The organism is Bacteroidales bacterium, assembly GCA_021648725.1.
Classification (GTDB): domain Bacteria; phylum Bacteroidota; class Bacteroidia; order Bacteroidales; family JAADGE01; genus JAADGE01.
Map to the genome: position 1 here is coordinate 1 of JAKISF010000005.1, position 21454 is coordinate 21454.

Here is a 21454-nt window from a genome sequence, read left to right on the forward strand (position 1 = left end):
CGCATATACAAAGGAAAGGCTGAAATTGTCAGCCTTTCCCGACATGCGAATAAAGCATCGTCTGATGTGTAATAAGTTGCCCTCCGGCAGAGCTTATTCAATACTGACAAAAGTGGAAATAAATTTTCAGGAAAATTATTTTTAAAGATGAAATTTTCAACTAATTTTGTTGTGAAAATCTTTTCAAAAAGTTAAATTATTTCCACCTTAACTTTGCCCTTTTTTAGTCCAATGAATGGGGAGTATCTTAGAATGATGTTATTTTGCAACTCTTTCAAGCCATTTAAGCATAAATATCATTGTAAACATTGAAACCATCGTAGCAACAACAAAAACTGACCAAGTCATCCAAATCGGAATACTTTCGTATAAGATTGCTCCGATAAATAATAATTGATTTCCGATTGCAGTTGCACCTAACCAACCACCTTGCATAATGCCTTGATATTGAGGGGGAGCAACTTTGGAAACAAATGATATTCCGAGTGGGCTGATAAATAATTAGGCAACAGTTAATATAGAGTATGTTCCGATTAACAAAAATGGTGTTACACGTTGGGCATTCGGCAGCGGAATTCCTCCACTTTCAGTATTTATTGATGAAAATAATGGTAAATCTAAAGAACCGATAACCATAATCATATATGCCAAAGCAGCAATAAACATGCCTATTATAATCTTTTTAGGTGTTGACGGTTCAATTCCTTTGCTGCGTAGTCTGCAATAATTATTGGAGTTAACAGTACAACAAATATCGGATTAATTGATTGGAATATTTCTTCCCCTACAATACTAATTCTGAAAACAGTAAAATTGATTGAAGTTAAATATGTAAAGTTTTTATCAAAATAGGTTAAAGTTAATCCATTTTGATAAAAAGAAAACCAAAAGGAAATAACAACAGTAAACAATGCATACACTCTTTGCTTAATCTCTTTAGTACTACACTTTTGGCGATTTCAAAACAAAAATCCTGATTTTACCGGGATACAGAGGGGCAAATTGCTGTTTGCTGTCAAGGTCGGGAGATAATAAGAAACCCAACAATTTTTATAATTGTTGGGTTTCTTATTATCCGGTAAAACTATTTTAAAGTTTTAAGTAATTATTCCCCTGTGTGTTCTTTTACAACTCTTCTCAGCCAAGGCAATAAAATAAATATACCAACAGCAGCAATCATTGTTAATCCAACATTTGTAAGGAAGAAGTATTCTTTTTTCTCAAATAAATCCCAGAAACCGGATAATACACCGGATAATTTATTTCCGAGTGCTGTTGATAAGAACCAACCTCCCATCATAACAGCAGCAATTGGTTTAGGACTTAGTTTTGAAACTAATGATAATCCCATAGGGCTTAAGAACAATTCTCCGATGGTTATAATTCCGTAAACTCCGAATAACCAACCAACAGTAGTTTTAATATCTCCACTATCAGAAACCAGTGCAGCTCCAACCATTACAAGCATCGAAAGAGAAGTTATTACCAAACCATATCCAATTTTTGCAGGAGTTGATGGTTCTTTCCCCCTTCTTCTTAGGAACGTAAACAGGCCTACAATAAGAGGTGTTAAAATGATAATAAAGAATGGGTTAATTGAAGCTTGAAGTTCAGTTGGCCAAATTTTCATTATACCCATTTGTTGTTTTTTCTCTTTAGGGATTTCTTTCCAAGCTAATTTGCTTTCATCAGTAATACCAATTTCTCTTAACAACTGACTTAAGTTAGTTTCCCATAATTTTTGTTTATCAATAATAACTTTTTTAGCAGCATCATCTTTTGTTCTGTCAATAAGTTTTTTAAATTTATTTCTGTTAGCAACAATATATTTTTCATAAGAATATGTTTGAGCAATATCCCCCGGTATAGCAATATCTCCTTTATCATCAGTTCCTAAATTACCTTTTGGAAGTTCTCCTGTATAGTTATTACTAAAATAATAACTGTTTCCCATTTCATAACCTTCAAACTCTCCGTGCATTCCGCTTTTTTCAATAAGACGCGGAGCAACTGACACTGTTTCAGTTAATTCCAAAGCATTGAAAATCTTTTCAGTAGTTTGGCTCATTTCACGATTTGTGTTATTTTTTGCCCAGAACGTAAGTGCTGATCCGTTTTGGTGAAATACTGCCCAAAATACAACTACAACACCCATAACAGCAAGTAGTGCTTTAATAGGTTCTTTATCTTCTTTTTTTGCTCTTTTTACTAAATTAATATAGAAAAGTACAATTGGAATACTAAAAAATAAGAAAGCATCCGTTGAATCTGCTCCAAGAATATTTCCGGGAATAAACCATCCTAATGCACCGGCAATTAATGCAGGAACAAACATTTTAATAATAATACTTTTAATTGATTGTTGTCCTTTTGTTTCTTCTTTAGTTGCAATTGTATCAGCTGCTGCAATTAAAGGTGCAGTTTTTGAACCAAGGAATAACCATAAAACCCCAATTAACATACCTATCCCGGCAGCTGCAAAAGCAAATCCCCATCCGTATTTAATACGTAAATATGCTGCAACAAAGTTACAAACAAATGCACCAATATTAATTCCCAAATAAAAGATGTTAAAACCGGCATCTTTTAAATGTCTATATTCATCATTCTCATATAATCGTCCCACAAGAACTGAAATGTTTGGTTTAAACATTCCGTTACCCAGTATAATTAATAGTAATCCACCAAAGAAACCATACAGGTTAGGTACTGCAAGACTCATATAACCGGCTGCCATTAAAATACCGCCGATAAAGATAGATTTTCTGTAACCTAATAAACGGTCAGCTATTAAGCCCCCAAAGAAAGGAGTAAGATAAACTAATGCTAAATAAGTTCCGTAAATATCTGCTGATTCTGCAGGACTCATCCCTAATCCCGGAAATGCACTGTCGTCTCCGGCTAGCATGTATAATGTAAAAATCCCCAGCATTAAATAGAAACCGAAGCGTTCCCACATCTCTGTAAAGAACAGAATCATTAACCCCTTAGGGTGTTTTTTTGATTGTGTAACCATAATGTTATATTTTAATTTAAATCTATTTTTTTTTATGAGATGCAAATATAAAAATGTTTTTAAATATCATTGCTTAGGTGTAATTATATTAGTTGAATAAATATTTTTGATTTAGGTCTTTAAGCTCGGACTACATAATTTCAAACTCTGACACATTTTTGGTTTTCTATTAACATTTTCTGAATTAGCTTGTCAAAAGCAGTTTCCTTAAATGGCAGAATTCAAGCCACTAATGCAACTTTTTCTTTTGTTAATACTTCACTACTTGCATTTTCAATTTTAAGTGCATAAGCTCTTTTAATACCGGAATCATTTTTCCGTATTTCTCAGGGTCATACATTTGACCTACTAAAGCTTGAAGGTTTCCTTTAAATAAACCATTGCCGAAAGCAATAACAAATAAGCCCAAAATTGCGATAATCAAAAATAGAGTTCTGTTTGGAGAAGGTGTTTGGGACGGGACTGCCAAAATCACATAACCAATTGTCATTACAATCAGACCTATTAAAACTGTGCCTTTATAGTTACGAGTTCTGTCGGCAATAATTCCTCCTACAAAAGCTAAAATGTATATAGAAAAATAAAATGTGGAGTAAATATAACCGGCATTTGTACCGCTTAGTCCAAATTTAGCTTGTAAAAACAATACTAAAATTGCCATCATGGTAAAAACATTCGCCCATATTGGCCAAGGCTGATGCAATTAATCCTTTTGGATGTCCTTTAAACATGATTATTTTTTAAATGATTAATACTAATTTTTAAATTCAGACAAAAATAAAAAAATATATTAATTAATAAACTGATTGGTATATTATTAATGAAGAAAAAAAGCCTTCCGGACAGGAAGGCTCATATTTAACTTTACTGATTCTAATTATGTAAAAATAATTTGAGTTTGTAAGCCGTCAGCCATTTCGTAGAATTCTCCGATTGTGATAATGTCTTTTACTTCATCAGCCAAATCTTCTTTCTTTAATTTAAACATATCAACTGCAAGTTTACAAGCAAATATTTCTCCTCCGCCTGCTTCAATCATTTCTAAAAATTCACCTGTTCCGGGAATATCAAGTTCATCAATTTGTTTTTTCATCATTGCCGACACACCTGCTTCAACTCCCGGTATGCTGCCTAACCAAGTAGGGAAGGGTAAACCGCCGGGCATTCTCATTGCCGGATTACCTACGGTTGGCGTATGCAATTTATTCATTCTTTTTTTAGTAATTCCGTCTAATCCGAAGAAAGTAAAGAAAACTTTTGTTTCAATGCCTTCCATTACTGCTCCGTTTGCCATAACGAGTGTTGCAAGAACATCTTCCAATGAACCTTTTGCACATATCATTAAAACTTTTTTTAATGGATGTTTAACTTCTTCTGCCATAATTTTAGTTTTTGATTTAAATTAATAATAATTAATACTAAACACAACTTGAAGGTTTTGAAACACCTGCATATTTTGTTGCTTTCTTTAAAGGAGCACCCGGAAACAGCTTGTAAAAACTTTTAATGTCTGTTATTCCTGATTTTCCAATTGAACGTATTGTAAGGCTTTCACCTTTAGTTACTTTATCTCTGATGAATTCTAATACTTCAAAATGTTTGTCTGTTAATTCATCTCCGTCTTCTGCTGCAATTGCTGTTGCAACTTCTCTTGACCATTGGTCGGAGTTTACAAAATATCCGTTATCATCAAGGTCAATCATTTTTCCTGCATATTCTTTTTGTGCCATTTTATTTGTTTTTAGTTGTTAATAGTTGTAACTGTTTAATTAATCATTTTTATTTACTGATGCCGAAAGGTTTCTCATAAAAGTTATCATAAAACCTATGCTTCGTTTCATTTCAGGTGTTTTCATAGCTCGCATTGCTTTCCACATTGAGTACTCCTGAATGTCTTCTGTATCCATGCTTTTGAAAACAGTTAGTGCATTATTAATTGCACCTAACATATCCGGTTGTGTCATGTTCTTAACCATTTCAAGAATTGAAACAACATTTTCGGCTAAACCTCTTACATCTTCTACCGTAAAATGAGATACAATATTATCACTGATTTTCATTAATTCTTTTATAAAATCTAAATAGCCTTTTTGTTCAAATTCGGCAAATTTAGCAATAGCGTCTAAGCCCATTTGGTTAACAATAGGTGCTGCGTCTTTAACCAGGTCGTTCATGCTTTCTAAAGTATCCATCATCTTGTTGAATGTCCCGATATTTCTTACAACTTTTATTAGTAATGCTGTAAGTGCCTCACCATCAAGCTCTATTCCTGCTTTGTCTAATGATGTTACAGCATGTGAGAACATATCTTTACCGACAATTGTCAGGTCTTCAACTAAGTCTTCTTTTTCGATTCTTGCACCTCTTTGGGCAATTACTTCTTCAAGTATTAAATCGACCTTTGCATTTAGTTCATTAATTTGATATTGTATGTTTTTGTCTGACATAATGTTTCTGTTTAAGTGGTTATGCTTTTTTCCCTGCCATGTACATTTCCGAAGGAATAGGCATATCTTTTCCTTTTAACAGAATATGCCAATACATCCATCTGAACATTAGTTTTCCGTAATGGTTCATTCTGGTTTCTTTTAAAAGCCCGAAAGGTCCGATACCCGGAAAAGGGAAATAACCCGGAAGCGGTTCTGTGTCGTAATTAAAATCAATTAATGCTCCTTTACCGTGTCCTGTTTCAATATAGCAATTTGAATGTCCGTCAAAATTTGCGGAGAACGGTCTTCCTTCAATTGCACACATAAGGTTTTCAGAAACGACCTCTGCTGCAAAGTGAACAACAGACCCTGCTTTTGAAGTAGGTATGTTTGCCGAGTCGCCGAGAACAAAGATATTGTCAAATTTAGTTGAGTTTAATTTGAATTTATCAGTTAAAATAAAATTCATATCATCTCCGAGTCCGCTTCTTTCAACCATGCTGTCTCCCATGTGAACAGGAATAGTTATCAAACAATCAAAAGGAACTTCTTTTTCGTCATAAGATTTTATAACTTTCCTTTCATTATCAACACTTTCCAAGTAAAAATCAGGAACTACATTAATATTTTTCTTTTTAAGAAGTCCGCCTAATACTTTTGAGGCTCGGGGTTTTGTAAATGCACCTTCCATCGGGGTAACAAATGTTATGTTAACTTTATCTCTCATTCCTCTTTCAGAGAAGAATGCATCAGCAAACATAACAAACTCTAAAGGAGCAACGGGGCATTTGATAGGGTTGTCGGCAATGTTAAGAACAAGTTCTCCTCCTTCCCAAGTTTTAAAAAATTCGGCTAATGCTACTGCACCTTCAATTGTGTAAAAATCAAAAACGTTTTTGTGCCACAATTCACCTTTTAAACCGGGAGTTTCTTCGGGAACAATTCTTACGCCTGTTGCAATAACCAAATAATCATAATTTAAAATATTTCCGTCTTTAAGAAGTACTTTGTTGTTTTCTCCTTCAACTTTATCTATTTCGGAATAAATTAAATTAACACCTATCGGAATAAAGTCTGCTTTCGGTTTAATTACATCTTTTTTTGTGTACATTCCGAAAGGAATAAAAAGAAAACCGGGTTGATAATAATGTGTTTTAAATTGATCAACAATTGTGATTTCCCATTCATCGCGTTCGAGAACTTTACGCATTTTATTTGCCATTATTGTTCCGCCGGTTCCGGCTCCTAATATTACAAGTTTTTTCATAAATTATATTTGTTAAAATTTTCAATATTATTTTATTATTAAATCTTTTGCAAAGTTATCTAATAATTTACATATAAAAATAAAACAATGTATTTTTAATAGCATTAATAACGTTGATATACAACAAAAATTATAATGATAATTAATATATTTTATTATATTTGCGTAAAATTATTTATTATGCCTAAAATTTCTAAACCTGAGAGCTGTTTGAAGTGTCCTTATAAGTGGAAATATTTAAACTTATTAAAAGATTCTGATATTGACTCGATCCAGAATAATTGTACGATTATTAATTTCAAAAAAGGAGAAACAATATGCAAGCAAGGAACGGATGCAACTCATGCGTTATATCTTGCAAGAGGAACTGTTAAGTTGTACATTGAGGGTAAGAAAAATTTAATATTGAAGTTAATTAAAGCCGGTGAGTACATTGATTTGCAAACATTATTCGGAGATAAATCTTATAAATACTCAGTTGCGGCAATGGATGATACAATGGTTTGCATGATTAATTCTGAATTGTTGAGTGATTTAGCAATAAATAATCCTAAATATTTGTTTGAGTTAACAAAAGCTATAAGTAATTCAGGAAGTTATGTTTACAAAAAAATAAGTGATATAAGCCGCAAGCAATTGCGAGGAAGATTAGCCGATACTCTTTTATATTTAAGGAATGAAATTTATAATTCTGATGAGTTTAATTTGGGAATGACGAGAAAGGAACTTGCGGAGTTGTCTTCGATGTCTATGGAAAATGCCGTCAGAATTTTGTCAGAATTTAAAAAAGACGGAATTATTTCGATACAAGGAAAGATGTTTAAGATTTTACAAGTTGACCTTTTAAAGAAACTTAGTGATATAGGCTAAAAAAAGCCGCAAGCAAAAAACTTACGACTTTTAAACAGGTATTGAAAAAATTATTGATTATTTTAAATATAAAAGAGTAACATTTCCTGATTTTATAAAGGCTTCACCGTCTGCAAATTTTCCCGAACATTCCCAAACATATACTGCATCGGGTGCAGGTTTATTATTATAGTATCCGTTCCAACCGAAATCGGGATTTCTGCTTTCAAAAACAATTGTTCCGAACTTATTGAAAATTCTTAAATAGTATTCGGAAGTTTCATAATTAAAAACAGGGTGAAATATTGTATTTGAATACATTCTGTTGTTATCATATCCGTTATTTTGACCGTTTAAGTCAGCATAAAATGCCGTAGGTGCCAAAACTTGGTATTTTGAATCATGTATTCTGAGGTTTAAAAATACTGAAGTATCCGAGCAATTATTTTCAGAAAAACATATTAATGAAACATTATATAATCCTGAATTATAGTATGTATTAGTGGGGTGTGTGAAACTTGATGTGTTTTCATTTCCGAAGTCCCAAAAGCAAGATTTATAGCCTGTACTCAGATTTGCAAATTTGACTTCATCGTTTTCAAAAATGTTATCTTTGTCTGAGACTATAAATTCTGAAACAGGTTTCGGAAAGACTTTAATAACTTTTGATACAGAGTTAGAAATACTGCCGGATTTTACAGTTAAAGTAACCGTGTATGTTCCGGCAGTTCTAAACACAAAAGTCGGATTAATTTCTGATGAAGTTTTCCCGTTTCCGAAATTCCAAAGATAGCTGTCGCAGTTTTCGGATGCGTTTGTAAAATGCACTACAACAGGTACGCAGGCTCCATAGGTGCTTGCTGAAAAATCGGCAATAGGTTCGGCTAATATCACGTTATTATTTTCCTCATCGCTTGATTTTGCTTTTGTGATGTGTTCAGTTTCTGTAGTTTTTTCTTTTGTTTCAATATAGTTTTTTTCTGTTTCGGTTTTTTTGATTATTTCTTTACCGGTATTTATTATTTTTTGGTTATTTATTTTGGTTGTTTGTTTGTCATTTTTTATTTCCGGAATTTTTACTTCATTGTTGTTTATATTGTTTTCTGTGAGTAAAAGATTGTTTTCTGTTATTGTGTTTTTTTCTTCGATAATCGCTCTGTTATTAAATGTACTAATAAGCAATATTGTTGAAGTTGCAATAATTACAGTTGCATAATAGATGTTAAATTTTCCCGGTTTAAATTTCAGGAAGTTTTGTATGTTTAATTTTCTGTTTATGTTTTTCCACACAGAATTTGACGGATTAAGCGAATGTTCTTTTAGCCCGTTTTTAAATAAATCTTCTATGTTATTCTTATTTCCTTTCATTTTCAATTTTCATTTTTGAAATTTTGCTCAATGTTTCTCTTATTCTTTCTTTTGCTCTTGAATATTGTGATTTTGATGTATTTGCGCTTATATTTAACATTTCGCCTATTTCTTTATGTTTATAGCCTTCAATTGCATATAGGTTAAACACCATTTTATAACCTTCCGGCAAATTGTTAATTACTGATAATAATTCTTCTTTTGTGTATTCTTCCGAATTATATTGATATCCTTCAACATCAGTTTCTTTAATTTCAGTAATATCATAAATATCTTTATGTTTTTTATTTTTATGATAATGTGTAATTGCCGTGTTCACAATTATTCGTCTCATCCAACCTTCAAAAGAACCGTTACCTTTAAAATTATTGATTTTAGTAAATATTTTTATAAAACCTTCTTGCAAAATGTCTTCTGCATCAGTTGTTGATTTTGAATATCTTATGCAAATGCCGAATAAGACCGGAGAATATACATCGTATAATTCTTTTTGGGCTTTTCTGTCATGAGATTTGCATTGTTCAATTATTTTACTTAAATCAATCATCTGCTTTCGTGTTATTGACTTTGCATATTAAGAAAAGGTTGCATTATAATTAAAAAATGTTCAGGAAGTTTATTCTTTTTATAAATGCGAAGTAAAATTAGTTGCTATAAATTTTTTAAATGCAGTATCTGTTCTTCTGTTAATTGATTACTTTCTGATATTATTTTCAGAAGTTTTTCTTTTTGGAAATCAGCTTCTTTAAGTTTATTAAATTCTCTTAGCATAAAAATATATTCGCTTAACCAAAAAACATTTGCAGGATATTTTTGTAATAGTTGCTTGAACCAATAATTTGATTTTTCGAAGCTTTTTTCATCTCTTCTGTACATATTTGCCAGAAATAGTTGGCTTCTGATACTTATGCTTTTTTCATCAGATTTTGTACATTCTTTAAGCAATCGTAAGCCTTTTTGTTTATTTCCGGAAGGGAAAAAAATAAGGACAGGATATGCAATAGGGTAATCTTCTTTTGCCGTTTCAATATAATAATTATACATTCCGGATATTAGTTTCATTTTTATATTATCCTCATGCTCAGTTGCATATTCAAAGTATTTTAGGATTTTCCTGAACTCTTTTGCAACTTTTAAATAGTTCTTCTTGATAATTTGTATTTTTAAAATTATTGACTTTGCAGAAATAATGAGATAAACTTCATCATAAGTAAGGTCTTTTTTTTCGGTTAAAATTTTGTTCACATAATCGGCTTCTTTTTTACATAATATATTAAATTTTTCGAGATTTCCCGATGTTTGATACATAACTATATAGAAATTTGCAGAGGCAAGTCTTGTTTTAACATCGTTATAATTATCTTTTTTTAGAGATACGAGAACTTTTACCGTATTTTTATATTGACCTGAGAACATACTTTCAAAGTATGCATCTAAAAGTTTATTGTTTTGCCCTGATAATTTAGAATAAACCGAAATAATCAGAAAAATAATGATGTATGCAGATTTTTTTTTCATAGATTACAAAAGTACACAAAAATAATGAAATGTAATTTTATGATTTTTTATATCTTCAAAACCTTAAGAAAAAGATTGAAGAAGGACTGAAAGATAGTAAATATTGATGCGACCGAAGTTTATATTACTTCTTCAACAATTCATAAAATATGTGTGTTCCTGTTCTTAAAGCTGATTTCTCATCCTTAAAAGATTCTATATTTTTCGGAATTAAAACTTTTTTTCCTAAAAAATAAAATACTAAATAGTCCTTCAATATATCATTGCTGTTTATTACTCCCTTCTCATTCCAAATTAATTCAGCAAATTCCGGATGGTCAATAAAAGGGTTTCTATTTTTTTGATATTTATAAATAATATTATTTCGTCTTTTTTCAGATTCATCAATTGGGTCTTCGTTATGCCATTTTAAAAGATCGGGAAGATATGCATAAAATGGTAATTTTGAGTTTCTGTCTTTCGGGATATAGTTAATCAGTTCTAAATCAGGTTCGTATTTTTCTCCTTCATATCTTACTGCCATATAAAACAACATTCTGGCAATATCTCCTTTTATATTCTCATCGGGTTCAACTGTCCATTTGTTTTTACATAGATTTACTGCTTTTTCTTTATTTCGGAAAGTATTATCACAATTTGCAAACCAGCGATTGTTTTTTGATGAATTTATTTTGATATCAGCAGGGCGAATATGATGTACATCTGTTCCTGCTCCGGGTCTATTCCCGAATTGACCTCTTGATTTTGACCAAATATGTTCTCTTGACCAACCGTTTCCGCTATTATATTCTTGTTCTGCGTTTACTGATTTTCTTGAATAAAATAAAATTATATTTTTTGAATTTAAAATGTCTTTATCACTTTCTTTTAAAATGTCCCAAACGTCTGTTTCTTTGCTTGTATAAGGAAATTGCTTATGGTTTTTAATAATATTGTGTAATTCTTTTTTTAGTTCGGAGCCGTATAAATAATTTGCAGAATTATAATATGAAGATGTATTTTGTGAATAAATATTAACATTTGACAGAAAAAATAATATTAGAATAAACTGCTTTTTCAATGTCAAATATTTTAATGTTAAGGAAAAATAATTTTCAATCTTGAAATATAAAACAAAACCGACAAATTAATATCGGGTTTTATAATTTTAAATATTTATGTTTAGGCATCTTCAAATTCTTCCGAATCAATATACGGTTCTTTCCTTCTTCCGAAAAGGGAGATGATTTTTCCGGCTATGATTCCGGAAGTTGCAGCAATTATAATCGTAATACCTATTCCGGAAAGTTGACTTCCCGCACTCAAATCGTCAACAACAAATATTGCAGCCAAACCGCCGAATAATCCCGGTAAACCGTGAAGATTAGTAACTCCGCATGTATCAACTGATTTGAAAACTTTTTTCTGTCTTTCTTGTAAAAGAGCAAAACCTAAAGTAGAGATACCGCCGGCAATTGCACCGATTAAAATTGCACCGCCGTGAGAAACATGGTCAAAAGTTGAACCGATTGCAACACCGCCGGCTAAAGCCGCATTTGCTATGTCTGCAATATTTATTTTTCCTCTTACGGATACAGATAGAATATAGGTAATTATTGTAGAACCGCTTAAAGCAAGAAAAACATTAACAACTGCATGAGGAATTTCAGCCGTAGGAACAAGTGCTGCACAGAAGCTGGGCCAAAATAACCATAAAATCATACTTCCGAGCATTGAATACCTATCGCTTGTAGCATTTGCATTTATCGGAGTTTCAAGTTCTCTTTTAGTTGTAAGAGAAAATGCAGCAGCAATACCGAAAATTGCACCGAATGCGTGAATTACTACTGAACCTCCTGTGTCTGCAAAACCGCCGTTTACCAGACCGAAACCGTTTTCTGCAACAGCCCATTCATTTAACATATAAAACGGAATAAATAATAATCCGAGAATTAAGTATTCATACATTTTTACACGACCGAGAATTGCTCCGGCAGCAATTAATAAACTTGCCGCACCGAATTCTGCAAGGATTAAAGTTTTAATTTCCCCGCCCGGTTCACTGAATAAGCCGGAATCACTGATTGCGAAATAAAGAGGTAATGCAGTGCTTACAAGCAAGAAAGTTGCTGTGAGAGCCGATCTTCCGTATTTTTTGACAAAAACCATCAGAAATCCGAAACCGACTAATAACATTGCCATAATATGGATAGCTCTGTTGTATTGTTGGACTTCAATAATCGATTTAATGTCATCTTCATTTGTGCCGAATGCCGGTCCTGCAAACACTAAAAACAGAAGTACTAAAACAGGAACTCTTAAGATTTTTATTCTGTTCATTTTAATAGGTTTTAAATTTTAGGTTTCAAAAGTATTTTTTTTCATGCAAAATAATGTTTTTATATATCTCTTTATTTTGTGTTTAGCAACATTATATCTTGACATAATAAAATAGGCATACATCATTTTTTTCATTTATTAAGATTGCTACATTTGCACAATTATAAAAATACAGATTATGTTATTGAAGATTTACGAAGAAAATCCTTCCGAAAAGCAAATTGATAAGGTTTTTGAAATATTTAAAAGCGGAGGTTTGGTTATAATACCTACTGATTCTGTTTACAGTATTGCTTGTGATATGAATAATCGAAAAGCTGTTGAGAATCTTGCGAAGCTTAAAGGCATTAAATTAAAAGATGCTGATTTTTCTTTTATTTTCGGAGATTTAAGTTGTGTGTCGGAATACACAAAGCCGATTAGTAACAGTACATTTAAAATTATTAAAAAGAATTTACCCGGTCCGTTCACTTTTATTTTAGACGCAAATAATAATATCCCTAATTTTTTCAGAAAAAGTAAAAAAACAATCGGTATCAGAATTCCTGATAATGAAATTGTAAGAACTATTGTAAGAAAATTAAACCATCCTATTTTGTCAACTTCGGTTCATGCCGATGATGATATAATTGAATATATGACTGACCCTTCATTGATTGAAGAAAAATATAAAAATACAGTTGAAGTTGTTATTGACGGAGGATACGGAAAAATTGAAGCATCAACGGTTGTTGATTGCACCGGCGGCGAAATAGAAATTTTGAGAGAAGGAATTGAAGAATTAATGAGATAAAACCTTAAAGTTAAAAGTTTGAAATTTAAATAAGTAAGAATGAGAGATATAATATTAAATCATAAGTCAATACGAAAATACAAAAGCCTAAAAATTGATAAGGTTGTAATTGACAGGATATTAGAAGCCGGAATCCGTGCATCAAATACGGGCAGTATGCAGGCATACAGCGTAATTGTTACAGAAGATGCAAAGAAAAAAGAAGAACTGTTGCCTTTACACTTTAACCAAGAGGCGGTAAAACAAGCACCGTTAATTTTAACATTTTGTGCTGATTTAAATCGTTTTAATAAATGGTGTGAAATGAGAGGAGCAAACCCCGGCTATGATAATTTTTTATGGTTTTATACGGCAAGTATAGATGCAACAATTACGGCTCAAAATTGTGCATTAGCAGCCGAAGCCGAAGGTTTAGGAATTTGCTATATGGGGACAACGAACTATACGGCAGAAAAAATAATTGATATTTTAAAATTACCGAAAGGCGTTATTCCGGTAACAACTTTAACTGTGGGTTATCCGAATGAAACACCCGGTTTGACAAGTCGTTTGCCCGAAAGAGCCGTAATTCATTATGAAGAATATGATGATTTTACCGAATATGATATTAATGAAATATATAAAGAACTTGAAGCATCTGATTCAGCAAAACAGCTGATTGAAGAAAACGGAACAGAAACATTGGCTCAAGTGTTTACCGAAAAGCGATATACAAAAGCAAATAACATTCATTTTTCCAAATCATTATTAGAAGTTGTTAAAAAGCAGGGTTTTTGGAATCATTAAAAAAAGATGAAAATTTGTTTGCATAATAAATGAAATAATCAGATATTTGCAAACTCTTAAAAACGGTGGTTGTAGTTCAGTTGGTTAGAACACCTGATTGTGGTTCAGGGGGTCGTGGGTTCGAGTCCCATCTTCCACCCACTTAAAGTCTTGACAAATTTTGTTGAGGCTTTTTTTATGGCTATATTTGAATCTTATTTAAGATAATAATTTTACAATGTTTTATCTTCCTATCCAATACGAACAACCCTTATTCAGACCGCCTTCCGAGGCACGTTCTTTAATTTTGCAGATAACTTCCGGTTGTTCTTGGAATAAATGTGCTTTTTGCGAGATGTATGCTTCCAAATCTTTCAGAGTTAAACCGTTTGGCATTGTTAAACAAGAAATTGAGCAAGTTGCAAATTCATCTTTAAAGTTTAATAAAGTATTTTTAGCAGACGGCGATGCAATGGTTTTGTCTGCCGGTAAATTATTGCAAATTTTAAATGAAATAAATGACAAGTTCCTTAAAATAAGACGAATTTCAATATATGCTCGTCCTTCCGATTTTGTAAAAAAAACATTATCCGAATTAAAAGAACTAAAATCTGCCGGATTAGAATTGGCTTATGTCGGTGTAGAATCGGGTGATGATGAGGTTTTAAAACACATAAATAAAGGCGAAACCTATAAATCAACCATAGAGGGTTTATTGAAAGCAAAAGAAGCCGGAATAAAGTTGTCCGTAATGATTTTAAACGGTTTGGGCGGTGAAGAACTGAGCCGACAACATGCCGTTAATTCTGCAAAAGTTTTAAATGAGGTTCAACCTGAGTATGCATCAACTTTGGTGTTAAGTTTGCCTTTGGGAGAAGCTCACTTTACAAATCGTTATTCCGGAAAATTTACGATGCTTAACAAACTTGAACTTATTGAAGAAATGGGTATTTTTCTGAAAAACACCGAATTAGAGCAGACAGTTTTCAGAAGTGACCATGCGTCTAATTATTTGGTGCTGAAAGGAATTCTTTCAAAAGACAAGGCTTCTCTTTTGCATAAAATAAATGAAGTTTTAAATAATCCGCAACTTGCCGATTTACGGGAAGAGTGGGAGAGAGGACTGTAACAGCAAATTTCTGATGTATAAAAAAAGCTGCAAAAGCAGCTTTGATGTCTAAATTCCTTTGAATGTGGTTTCGACTGCTAACAATCCAAAACCGGCAACAACAAGCCAATAACTATATTCAGTTACAAACGGAATGTCAATAAAGTATCATAGAATTCCGACAATACCTAAAATCATTGCAATAAGGCAAATAATTGTTTTTGGGGCTGACATATAAATAAATTTAGTTAGGGCTTGCTGAAAAACGTTAAATATATTGTAATTCAATACTTTATATTTGTATTTTTGTGATAAAGTGCAAGGTTTTTGAATAAAATATCTTGAAACCCTTGCACTTATTTTGATAAAACTACCAATTTTTTGCTGCTCAGCTGCACATCTCTTTTGTATTTTGTTCAATTTGAAGTATTTATATACATCTACATCTCACAAAATCCAAAATAGGCGCACATCTGAGCTTTTCAGCAAGCCCTAGTTAAAAAATATGTTTACACAAAGTATATAAAAAAGGGGAATAAAAAAATATGATTCAAAAACTTTATTCCGGCTTAAAACGAGAAATATTTGACAGATGTTTCATTTGCTTAAATGCCATAACAAGCATTGCAATTAAAAAAGGAATAAAAAATAATAATAAAACGGTATGTTGCGACATAATTATAAAATCATAAAACCCGTGTAAAACAATAGGAACAGTAAGAGATAAAATAAGGTATAATATTCTTTTTTGAGGTCTGAATTTTGCCCATGCAAGAAAGTAACCCATTGAAATTCCGAACATTGTGTGTGCAGGAACAGCTGTGAATGCTCGCATTATTCCTGTTCCCGCTCCGTTTTGAAGAACATACATAATGTTTTCGATTGCGGCAAAACCGAGTGAAATATATGCGGCATATACAATTCCGTCGAATTTTTCATTAAAGTCTTTGCTTTTCCATATCACAAGTATGAATACTGAGTATTTGAAAATTTCTTCGGTTGAGGCTGCAACAATAAAGGCATTGTATGCTGCCGTTAACATTTGGTTGCTCGGAAAATTATATTTGTTATTCCAATAATTGCCGAGCCAAGTTTCAATGAAAAAAATAGGCAAAACAGTTAATGCTCCGAAGATAAAAGTTTTAATTAATAGTTTTCGAGGTTCTTTTTCGTATTTATCTCTTCTGTAAATGTAAATAAGAATAAGTATAATAGGAGCAATTGAAATGGCTAATAATGTCATTTTTTATTTTTATTAATATTTACACTGTGATTTTACTTGCAGTTTTTATGAAATACTAATTTTTAAGTGGTTTATTTATAATTTTCTTTGTAGAATTTCATATACTTTTCAATAATAGGCAGTTTTTTTAATTTTTGCAAATTTGTTTGAGAGATAATAAAATGTTCATAATCAGAAAACGGAATGTCATTGTATTTGCCTTCTGCAATAAGTTTGTTTTTGTATTCGGAAGCCGCAAGCTCATTTTTAAAAGGCTTAATAATTATTGCTTTGTTATTTTCACCTAAGTTTTCAAGTATTATTTTAAACTTGCCTTTCGGAAATGTTACGGCATTAAATGTTGTTAAAAGATACTTGATTTTATCGGCAGTTTTACTGTTTTCGGTAACTACCGTATAAAAATATGTGCTGTCTTGCCCTTTCAAATAATAGTCAGGATCATATTTACCGCTTGCTATAAGGTCTAATACTGCTTGTGCATTAGGAGTAATTTCATCTTTTGGATGTTTTTTTACAAGTTTTTCCAAAATAGATTTCATATCAGAATAATTCCCCAAGTTTCCTTTCGACATGCCTTTAATATACAGAAGTTTTGCAGATAAATGATTATTGTCTGAAACATTGAATGCTTCTTCTGTTTTTGAAATTGCTTCATTATATTTTTTAGATTTATATGCATTATACGCATCAGAATATAAGTCATCAATTTTCTTTTTGTTTTCTTTCAGTTTGTTTAAATAATTAGGGTCGGAAAGAATTTTAGCATACTTGCTGTAAGGAAATTCATTCAGAATTTTATTTCTGTATTTTTCAGCCTCAGTTTTGTTTTTTGTTTTAGTAAAATTTAGTAAATATAAGTTAAAATATGATTCAATAATTAAATCATTCTCAGGAAATCTTTTATTTAAAGTTTTATATGATTTTTCTGCTTCAGGATAATCTTCCATTTTTCGTTCATAAACAACACCTGCATCAAAATATGCTTTTGCAATTCGTTCGTTAGATAATGCAATGAGAGAATCTGTCAAAGGTAAATCTTGCAAATAATATTCAACTTTTTTATTGTCGGTTACACGTCCGGAGTCAACTTTTGCTGTTTCCTCTTCCTCATCATTTTCCGAAATAACTTGTTTGTTTTTTCTTCTCCAATGGTCTTCAAGCTTGCGTTTACCCCAAATTTTTTGGAATTCTGATTTTCCGATGCTTATTGCTTGCGGGTTATAAAAATACCATTTTCCTTTGGCTTGGTTTTGATTATAATCGCCTCTGTTAAATTGATCATACATTCTGTTATTTCCGCTATTCAGAGCTGATTTTTCGTCAGCAATAAGTTTTTTTATAATTCTTTCAATATAAGCAATTCTTTTTGCAGAATCCATTGTTGCAATTCTTTGAATACTGTCTTCGTAGTTAATAAGTTTTAAATTATCTGTAAGGTCTTTTAGGTTATTTGCTTTTTTTGAGATTAAGTCATAGTCGGGGTATTTTTTATTCAGAACACTCATTGTGCTGTCATAATATTCCCCTGCGGGAAGATAAAATCTTTTATCAAAATAAATATCTGCTAATGCGAGATATGAGAGGGCTTTTTGATTATTATTTGAAACGCTTTTTGCAACAGATTTTTTATAATAATTAATTGCTTGTTCCTTGTTGTTTTCTTTGTATTCGATTCCGGCTAAAACATAATAAATTTGGTCTTGAAAATCAATGTTTTTTTCATCTTTTAACATTTTTGTCAAAATTTTTCTGATTTTTTCAGAGCCTTCAGAACTGTTAATAAAAGATTTTGCCATATTAATTTTAGCACTGAATACCATTTCGTAGGGCGGGTTCATTTTAATAACTTCTTCAAACAATTTAATTGCCTTATCTCCCTTATTTATTTTTTGATAAATTTGTGCGGTTAAATATGTAATTCTTGCTTTTTTCTTTTTTCTTTTAATTTGCTTTGCCAAATATTTAAGTTTTTCTAATGCTTTGTCATATTTTTTCTGTTTAATAAATATGTCTGCATAAGCCATATCAATATCAAAATTTAAATCTTTCGGGTGTGTATTATCTTCAATTATCAGTTTTAAATAATTACCGGCTTCATTAAAATTGCTCTGTGCACTGTGTGAACGAGCAATCCAATACATTGCATAAAATCTTATTTCTTCTTTTCTGAATTTATTTAATATTACGTGAAGCGACCTTAAGCTGCCTATGTAATCTCCTTTGTAGTAATGTGCTTTTCCCATTAATAAATATGCATCATCTACCCATTTATTATACTCACTTTTTCTGTAAAACTCTTTTTCTTTTTCGGTCATTTTGTATGCATGCTTACCTTTTTTTGGTTGTTTCCGTTCCGGCTTTACAGTTATTGAATGCATCTTTATCATCTTCACGGCTTTTTTTATAGATTCATCCATATCACCGGAGATTGAATTTATTATATCCTCACGTTCATTTTTATAAACAGGTAATAATTGGGTGTAATTTTCGGAAGTATTCTCAACTGTTTCCAGTCCTTTTTTAAAATTTTCGTATCCGTTAAAGTATATATTAAAATAACCGGTAGTGTTATGATAAAATCTTGTCATTGCAGTATTTTTTTCAGTAGAACAAGATTGTGTTACTACAACAAAAAATACAAATAAAGATAAATAAAGAAGAGACCTTTTCAAAGTGTTATGTTTTATTTAATCTGCAAATTTACATTTTTAACAAGCTTTTTAAAAAAATATTGTTTGAATTATTGAAATTAATTATAAATTCAAATTGTTAAAATTATTGTTTAAAGAAAAAGTGTAATATTACATTAATATATTCATGCAAAAACAATAGACTTTATATCTTTACGAAATATTAATTAAAAAAATAAAATTGTAAGATGAAGGTTTATAAATTGTTGCTTTTTTTAGGATTCAGTTTTATTCTGACAAACATTTATGCTCAAAGCAAAGTGCCTGATATTTATTCTGATATATTTATTGATGAAAGCGGAAATTATTATCATAAACTTCTCGGAAAAAAGTTTTATGCTAAAAAATATGATTCTTTTATGTCCCTTGAAAATATGCAGGGTAATCCTAAGGGAACAAAAAACGGAATTGAGTTTTATTTCGGCAGTAATGATTTTGAAGGGAAGTTATATTACGGATTAATTGACTATACAGACTCGAAGCATCCGATGCCTGTTTGGTTTAAGAAGACGGCAAGCATTAAAAACGGAAAAACTGAGATTAATATTCAGGATAACCTTTCAGGAAAATATGATATGTCGGAATGGGAGAAGAAAGGGAACGGTACTCTCGGTTATAGGGTAGCAAATAATAAAGGAGAGTTACTTTATGACGGGTTTATAGCTTTTGAGAAAACAAAGGCAGGGTTTAAAATAATTCCGACTGTTATCGAAGGACCGTTCGTAAATTTAATAAATGAAACAGGTGTCGTAATTTCCTTTGAAACAAATTTTAAGATTAAAACAAATATTGTTGTTAACGGAAAATCTTTTTCTGATAAAGCAGAATGCAAACACCACGAAATAAAAATAACCGGGTTAAAACCTTCAACCGAATATAAATATAAAGTTAAATACGGAAACTTATCGCAGGAATATAGATTTAAAACTGCACACAAAAAAGGAGAAAGAAAGCCTTTTGTTTTTGCATATACAAGTGATTCTCGTGCAGGTCAGGGCGGAGGAGAACGCAATTTATTCGGAACTAATTTTTATATAATGAGAAAGATTGCTGCATTAGCGAACTTTAAGGATGTTGCATTTATGCAATTTACGGGAGATATGGTTAACGGATATTCTCACGACAAAAGAGACATTAACCTTCAATATGCCAACTGGAAAAGAGCAATTGAACCTTTTGCACATTATTATCCGATCATTGCCGGAATCGGAAATCATGAAGTTACCGGGAAAATATTCGTAAATGAAAAAGGATCTTGGAGAGCTGCAATTGACGGATTTCCTTTTGAAACAGAATCATCATCTGCAATATTTGCAACAAACTTTGTAAATCCGAAAAACGGACCGAAAAGCGAAGATGGTGCATATTATGATCCGAACCCGAATAAAACAGACTTTCCTCCTTATGATGAAACAGTTTTTTATTATATTTATGATAATATTGCTGTTATAGTTCTAAATTCGGATTATTGGTATGCTCCGTCTTTAAAGCGAAACAACAGAACAAGCGGTAACTTGCATGCTTATATTATGGATATGCAATTAGAATGGTTAGAGAAAACTATTTCAGAATTAGAAAAAGATGAAGATATCGACCATGTTTTTGTAACCCAACACACACCTGCTTTTCCTAACGGCGGACATGTAAAAGATGATATGTGGTATAACGGAAATAATAAATACAGACCTTATGTTGCCGGAGAACCTGTTAAAAAAGGAATAATTGAAAGAAGGGATGAATATTTAGATATTTTAATTAATAAAAGTACGAAAGTAGTTGCATTAATGACCGGAGACGAGCATAATTACAACAAAGTAAAAATTAGTCCGGATGTTAATATTTATCCTGAAAAATACGAGTTTGAAAAAATTAAAAGAAAAAGAACTATTTGGCAAATTAATAACGGTTCGGCAGGTGCACCGTATTATGCACAAGACAAAAATACCCCTTGGGCAAATTCAGTAAGCGGATTTACTACACAACAAGTATTAGTATTAATATATATTGAAGGAAAAAAAGTGTCAGTTAAAGTTGTGAATGCTGAAACATTTGAGTCGGTTGATGAATATATATTGAGAGATTAAATAAA

General features: G+C 31.5%; 17 protein-coding genes, 1 tRNA gene and 2 pseudogenes. 6 read left to right on the forward strand and 14 right to left on the reverse strand.

From position 1 onward, the window contains the following. Positions 1 to 258 precede the first annotated feature (258 nt). The 7 genes and pseudogenes from L3J35_02890 to L3J35_02920 form a co-directional block, all read right to left on the reverse strand. Positions 259 to 950: pseudogene (locus L3J35_02890) on the reverse strand (MFS transporter). Positions 951 to 1105: 155 nt separating this feature from the next. After that, the gene (locus tag L3J35_02895) at positions 1106 to 3016 is read right to left on the reverse strand and encodes a peptide MFS transporter (GenBank protein ID MCF6365128.1); all 1911 of its coding nucleotides are present in this window, start codon (positions 3014 to 3016) and stop codon (positions 1106 to 1108) included. 319 nt (positions 3017 to 3335) lie between these two features. Continuing rightward, positions 3336 to 3747: pseudogene (locus tag L3J35_02900) on the reverse strand (MFS transporter). 146 nt (positions 3748 to 3893) lie between these two features. Next, positions 3894 to 4397, reverse strand: coding sequence for a DsrE/DsrF/DrsH-like family protein (locus L3J35_02905; GenBank protein MCF6365129.1), 504 nt, complete (start codon positions 4395 to 4397; stop codon positions 3894 to 3896). Between the two features lie 37 nt (positions 4398 to 4434). Then, positions 4435 to 4746 (reverse strand): TusE/DsrC/DsvC family sulfur relay protein, encoded by a 312-nt coding sequence (locus L3J35_02910; GenBank protein ID MCF6365130.1) that lies wholly within the window; start codon positions 4744 to 4746, stop codon positions 4435 to 4437. A gap of 39 nt (positions 4747 to 4785) precedes the next feature. Beyond that, on the reverse strand, positions 4786 to 5463 hold the full coding sequence (locus tag L3J35_02915; GenBank protein ID MCF6365131.1) for a DUF1641 domain-containing protein: 678 nt from the start codon (positions 5461 to 5463) through the stop codon (positions 4786 to 4788). A gap of 19 nt (positions 5464 to 5482) precedes the next feature. Beyond that, positions 5483 to 6712: an NAD(P)/FAD-dependent oxidoreductase gene (locus L3J35_02920; GenBank protein ID MCF6365132.1), complete on the reverse strand. Its 1230-nt coding sequence runs from the start codon at positions 6710 to 6712 to the stop codon at positions 5483 to 5485. A 180-nt stretch (positions 6713 to 6892) separates the two neighbouring features. Between L3J35_02920 and L3J35_02925 the strand changes: the two genes are divergently transcribed. Then, on the forward strand, positions 6893 to 7582 hold the full coding sequence (locus L3J35_02925; GenBank protein ID MCF6365133.1) for a Crp/Fnr family transcriptional regulator: 690 nt from the start codon (positions 6893 to 6895) through the stop codon (positions 7580 to 7582). Between the two features lie 57 nt (positions 7583 to 7639). Here L3J35_02925 and L3J35_02930 read toward each other — a convergent pair whose 3' ends face one another. From L3J35_02930 to L3J35_02950, 5 genes are all read right to left on the reverse strand, one after another. Next, complete coding sequence (locus L3J35_02930; protein ID MCF6365134.1) at positions 7640 to 8929, reverse strand: PKD domain-containing protein; 1290 nt, start codon at positions 8927 to 8929, stop codon at positions 7640 to 7642. After that, a complete protein-coding gene (locus L3J35_02935; protein MCF6365135.1) occupies positions 8916 to 9476 on the reverse strand; it encodes a sigma-70 family RNA polymerase sigma factor in 561 nt (186 codons plus the stop codon). Before L3J35_02935 ends, L3J35_02930 begins: the two co-directional genes overlap by 14 nt. 104 nt (positions 9477 to 9580) lie before the next feature. Further along, the gene (locus tag L3J35_02940) at positions 9581 to 10447 is read right to left on the reverse strand and encodes a hypothetical protein (GenBank protein ID MCF6365136.1); all 867 of its coding nucleotides are present in this window, start codon (positions 10445 to 10447) and stop codon (positions 9581 to 9583) included. A 124-nt stretch (positions 10448 to 10571) separates the two neighbouring features. Continuing rightward, the gene (locus L3J35_02945) at positions 10572 to 11507 is read right to left on the reverse strand and encodes an endonuclease (protein ID MCF6365137.1); all 936 of its coding nucleotides are present in this window, start codon (positions 11505 to 11507) and stop codon (positions 10572 to 10574) included. A gap of 101 nt (positions 11508 to 11608) precedes the next feature. Then, positions 11609 to 12766 carry an ammonium transporter gene (locus L3J35_02950; GenBank protein ID MCF6365138.1) on the reverse strand — a complete coding sequence of 386 codons (1158 nt, stop codon included), beginning with the start codon at positions 12764 to 12766 and terminating at the stop codon, positions 11609 to 11611. Between the two features lie 178 nt (positions 12767 to 12944). On the opposite strand from L3J35_02950, the gene L3J35_02955 reads away from it, so the two are divergent. The 4 genes from L3J35_02955 to L3J35_02970 all read left to right on the forward strand — a co-directional run bounded on the left by L3J35_02955 (position 12945) and on the right by L3J35_02970 (position 15453). Beyond that, positions 12945 to 13559 (forward strand): threonylcarbamoyl-AMP synthase, encoded by a 615-nt coding sequence (locus L3J35_02955; GenBank protein ID MCF6365139.1) that lies wholly within the window; start codon positions 12945 to 12947, stop codon positions 13557 to 13559. Positions 13560 to 13598: 39 nt separating this feature from the next. Continuing rightward, on the forward strand, positions 13599 to 14345 hold the full coding sequence (locus tag L3J35_02960) for a nitroreductase family protein (protein MCF6365140.1): 747 nt from the start codon (positions 13599 to 13601) through the stop codon (positions 14343 to 14345). A gap of 64 nt (positions 14346 to 14409) precedes the next feature. After that, a tRNA-His gene (locus L3J35_02965) sits at positions 14410 to 14485 on the forward strand. A gap of 77 nt (positions 14486 to 14562) precedes the next feature. Then, positions 14563 to 15453, forward strand: a complete 891-nt coding sequence (locus L3J35_02970) for a radical SAM protein (GenBank protein ID MCF6365141.1) — start codon at positions 14563 to 14565, stop codon at positions 15451 to 15453. 538 nt (positions 15454 to 15991) lie between these two features. Here the strand turns inward: L3J35_02970 and L3J35_02975 are convergent. After that, positions 15992 to 16675 (reverse strand): PrsW family glutamic-type intramembrane protease, encoded by a 684-nt coding sequence (locus tag L3J35_02975; GenBank protein ID MCF6365142.1) that lies wholly within the window; start codon positions 16673 to 16675, stop codon positions 15992 to 15994. Between the two features lie 71 nt (positions 16676 to 16746). Then, positions 16747 to 19263 (reverse strand): tetratricopeptide repeat protein, encoded by a 2517-nt coding sequence (locus tag L3J35_02980; GenBank protein MCF6365143.1) that lies wholly within the window; start codon positions 19261 to 19263, stop codon positions 16747 to 16749. A 290-nt stretch (positions 19264 to 19553) separates the two neighbouring features. Here L3J35_02980 and L3J35_02985 point away from each other — a divergent pair, with 290 nt between their 5' ends. Next, positions 19554 to 21449, forward strand: coding sequence for a metallophosphoesterase family protein (locus L3J35_02985; GenBank protein MCF6365144.1), 1896 nt, complete (start codon positions 19554 to 19556; stop codon positions 21447 to 21449). Positions 21450 to 21454: the final 5 nt, after the last annotated feature.

Coding starts and splice junctions, on each gene's coding strand:
- L3J35_02895 (MCF6365128.1), bottom strand. CDS start 3,016: ATGGTTACACAATCAAAAAAACACCCTAAGGGGTTAATGATTCTGTTC.
- L3J35_02905 (MCF6365129.1), bottom strand. CDS start 4,397: ATGGCAGAAGAAGTTAAACATCCATTAAAAAAAGTTTTAATGATATGT.
- L3J35_02910 (MCF6365130.1), bottom strand. CDS start 4,746: ATGGCACAAAAAGAATATGCAGGAAAAATGATTGACCTTGATGATAAC.
- L3J35_02915 (MCF6365131.1), bottom strand. CDS start 5,463: ATGTCAGACAAAAACATACAATATCAAATTAATGAACTAAATGCAAAG.
- L3J35_02920 (MCF6365132.1), bottom strand. CDS start 6,712: ATGAAAAAACTTGTAATATTAGGAGCCGGAACCGGCGGAACAATAATG.
- L3J35_02925 (MCF6365133.1), top strand. CDS start 6,893: ATGCCTAAAATTTCTAAACCTGAGAGCTGTTTGAAGTGTCCTTATAAG.
- L3J35_02930 (MCF6365134.1), bottom strand. CDS start 8,929: ATGAAAGGAAATAAGAATAACATAGAAGATTTATTTAAAAACGGGCTA.
- L3J35_02935 (MCF6365135.1), bottom strand. CDS start 9,476: ATGATTGATTTAAGTAAAATAATTGAACAATGCAAATCTCATGACAGA.
- L3J35_02940 (MCF6365136.1), bottom strand. CDS start 10,447: ATGAAAAAAAAATCTGCATACATCATTATTTTTCTGATTATTTCGGTT.
- L3J35_02950 (MCF6365138.1), bottom strand. CDS start 12,766: ATGAACAGAATAAAAATCTTAAGAGTTCCTGTTTTAGTACTTCTGTTT.
- L3J35_02955 (MCF6365139.1), top strand. CDS start 12,945: ATGTTATTGAAGATTTACGAAGAAAATCCTTCCGAAAAGCAAATTGAT.
- L3J35_02960 (MCF6365140.1), top strand. CDS start 13,599: ATGAGAGATATAATATTAAATCATAAGTCAATACGAAAATACAAAAGC.
- L3J35_02970 (MCF6365141.1), top strand. CDS start 14,563: ATGTTTTATCTTCCTATCCAATACGAACAACCCTTATTCAGACCGCCT.
- L3J35_02975 (MCF6365142.1), bottom strand. CDS start 16,675: ATGACATTATTAGCCATTTCAATTGCTCCTATTATACTTATTCTTATT.
- L3J35_02980 (MCF6365143.1), bottom strand. CDS start 19,263: ATGACAAGATTTTATCATAACACTACCGGTTATTTTAATATATACTTT.
- L3J35_02985 (MCF6365144.1), top strand. CDS start 19,554: ATGAAGGTTTATAAATTGTTGCTTTTTTTAGGATTCAGTTTTATTCTG.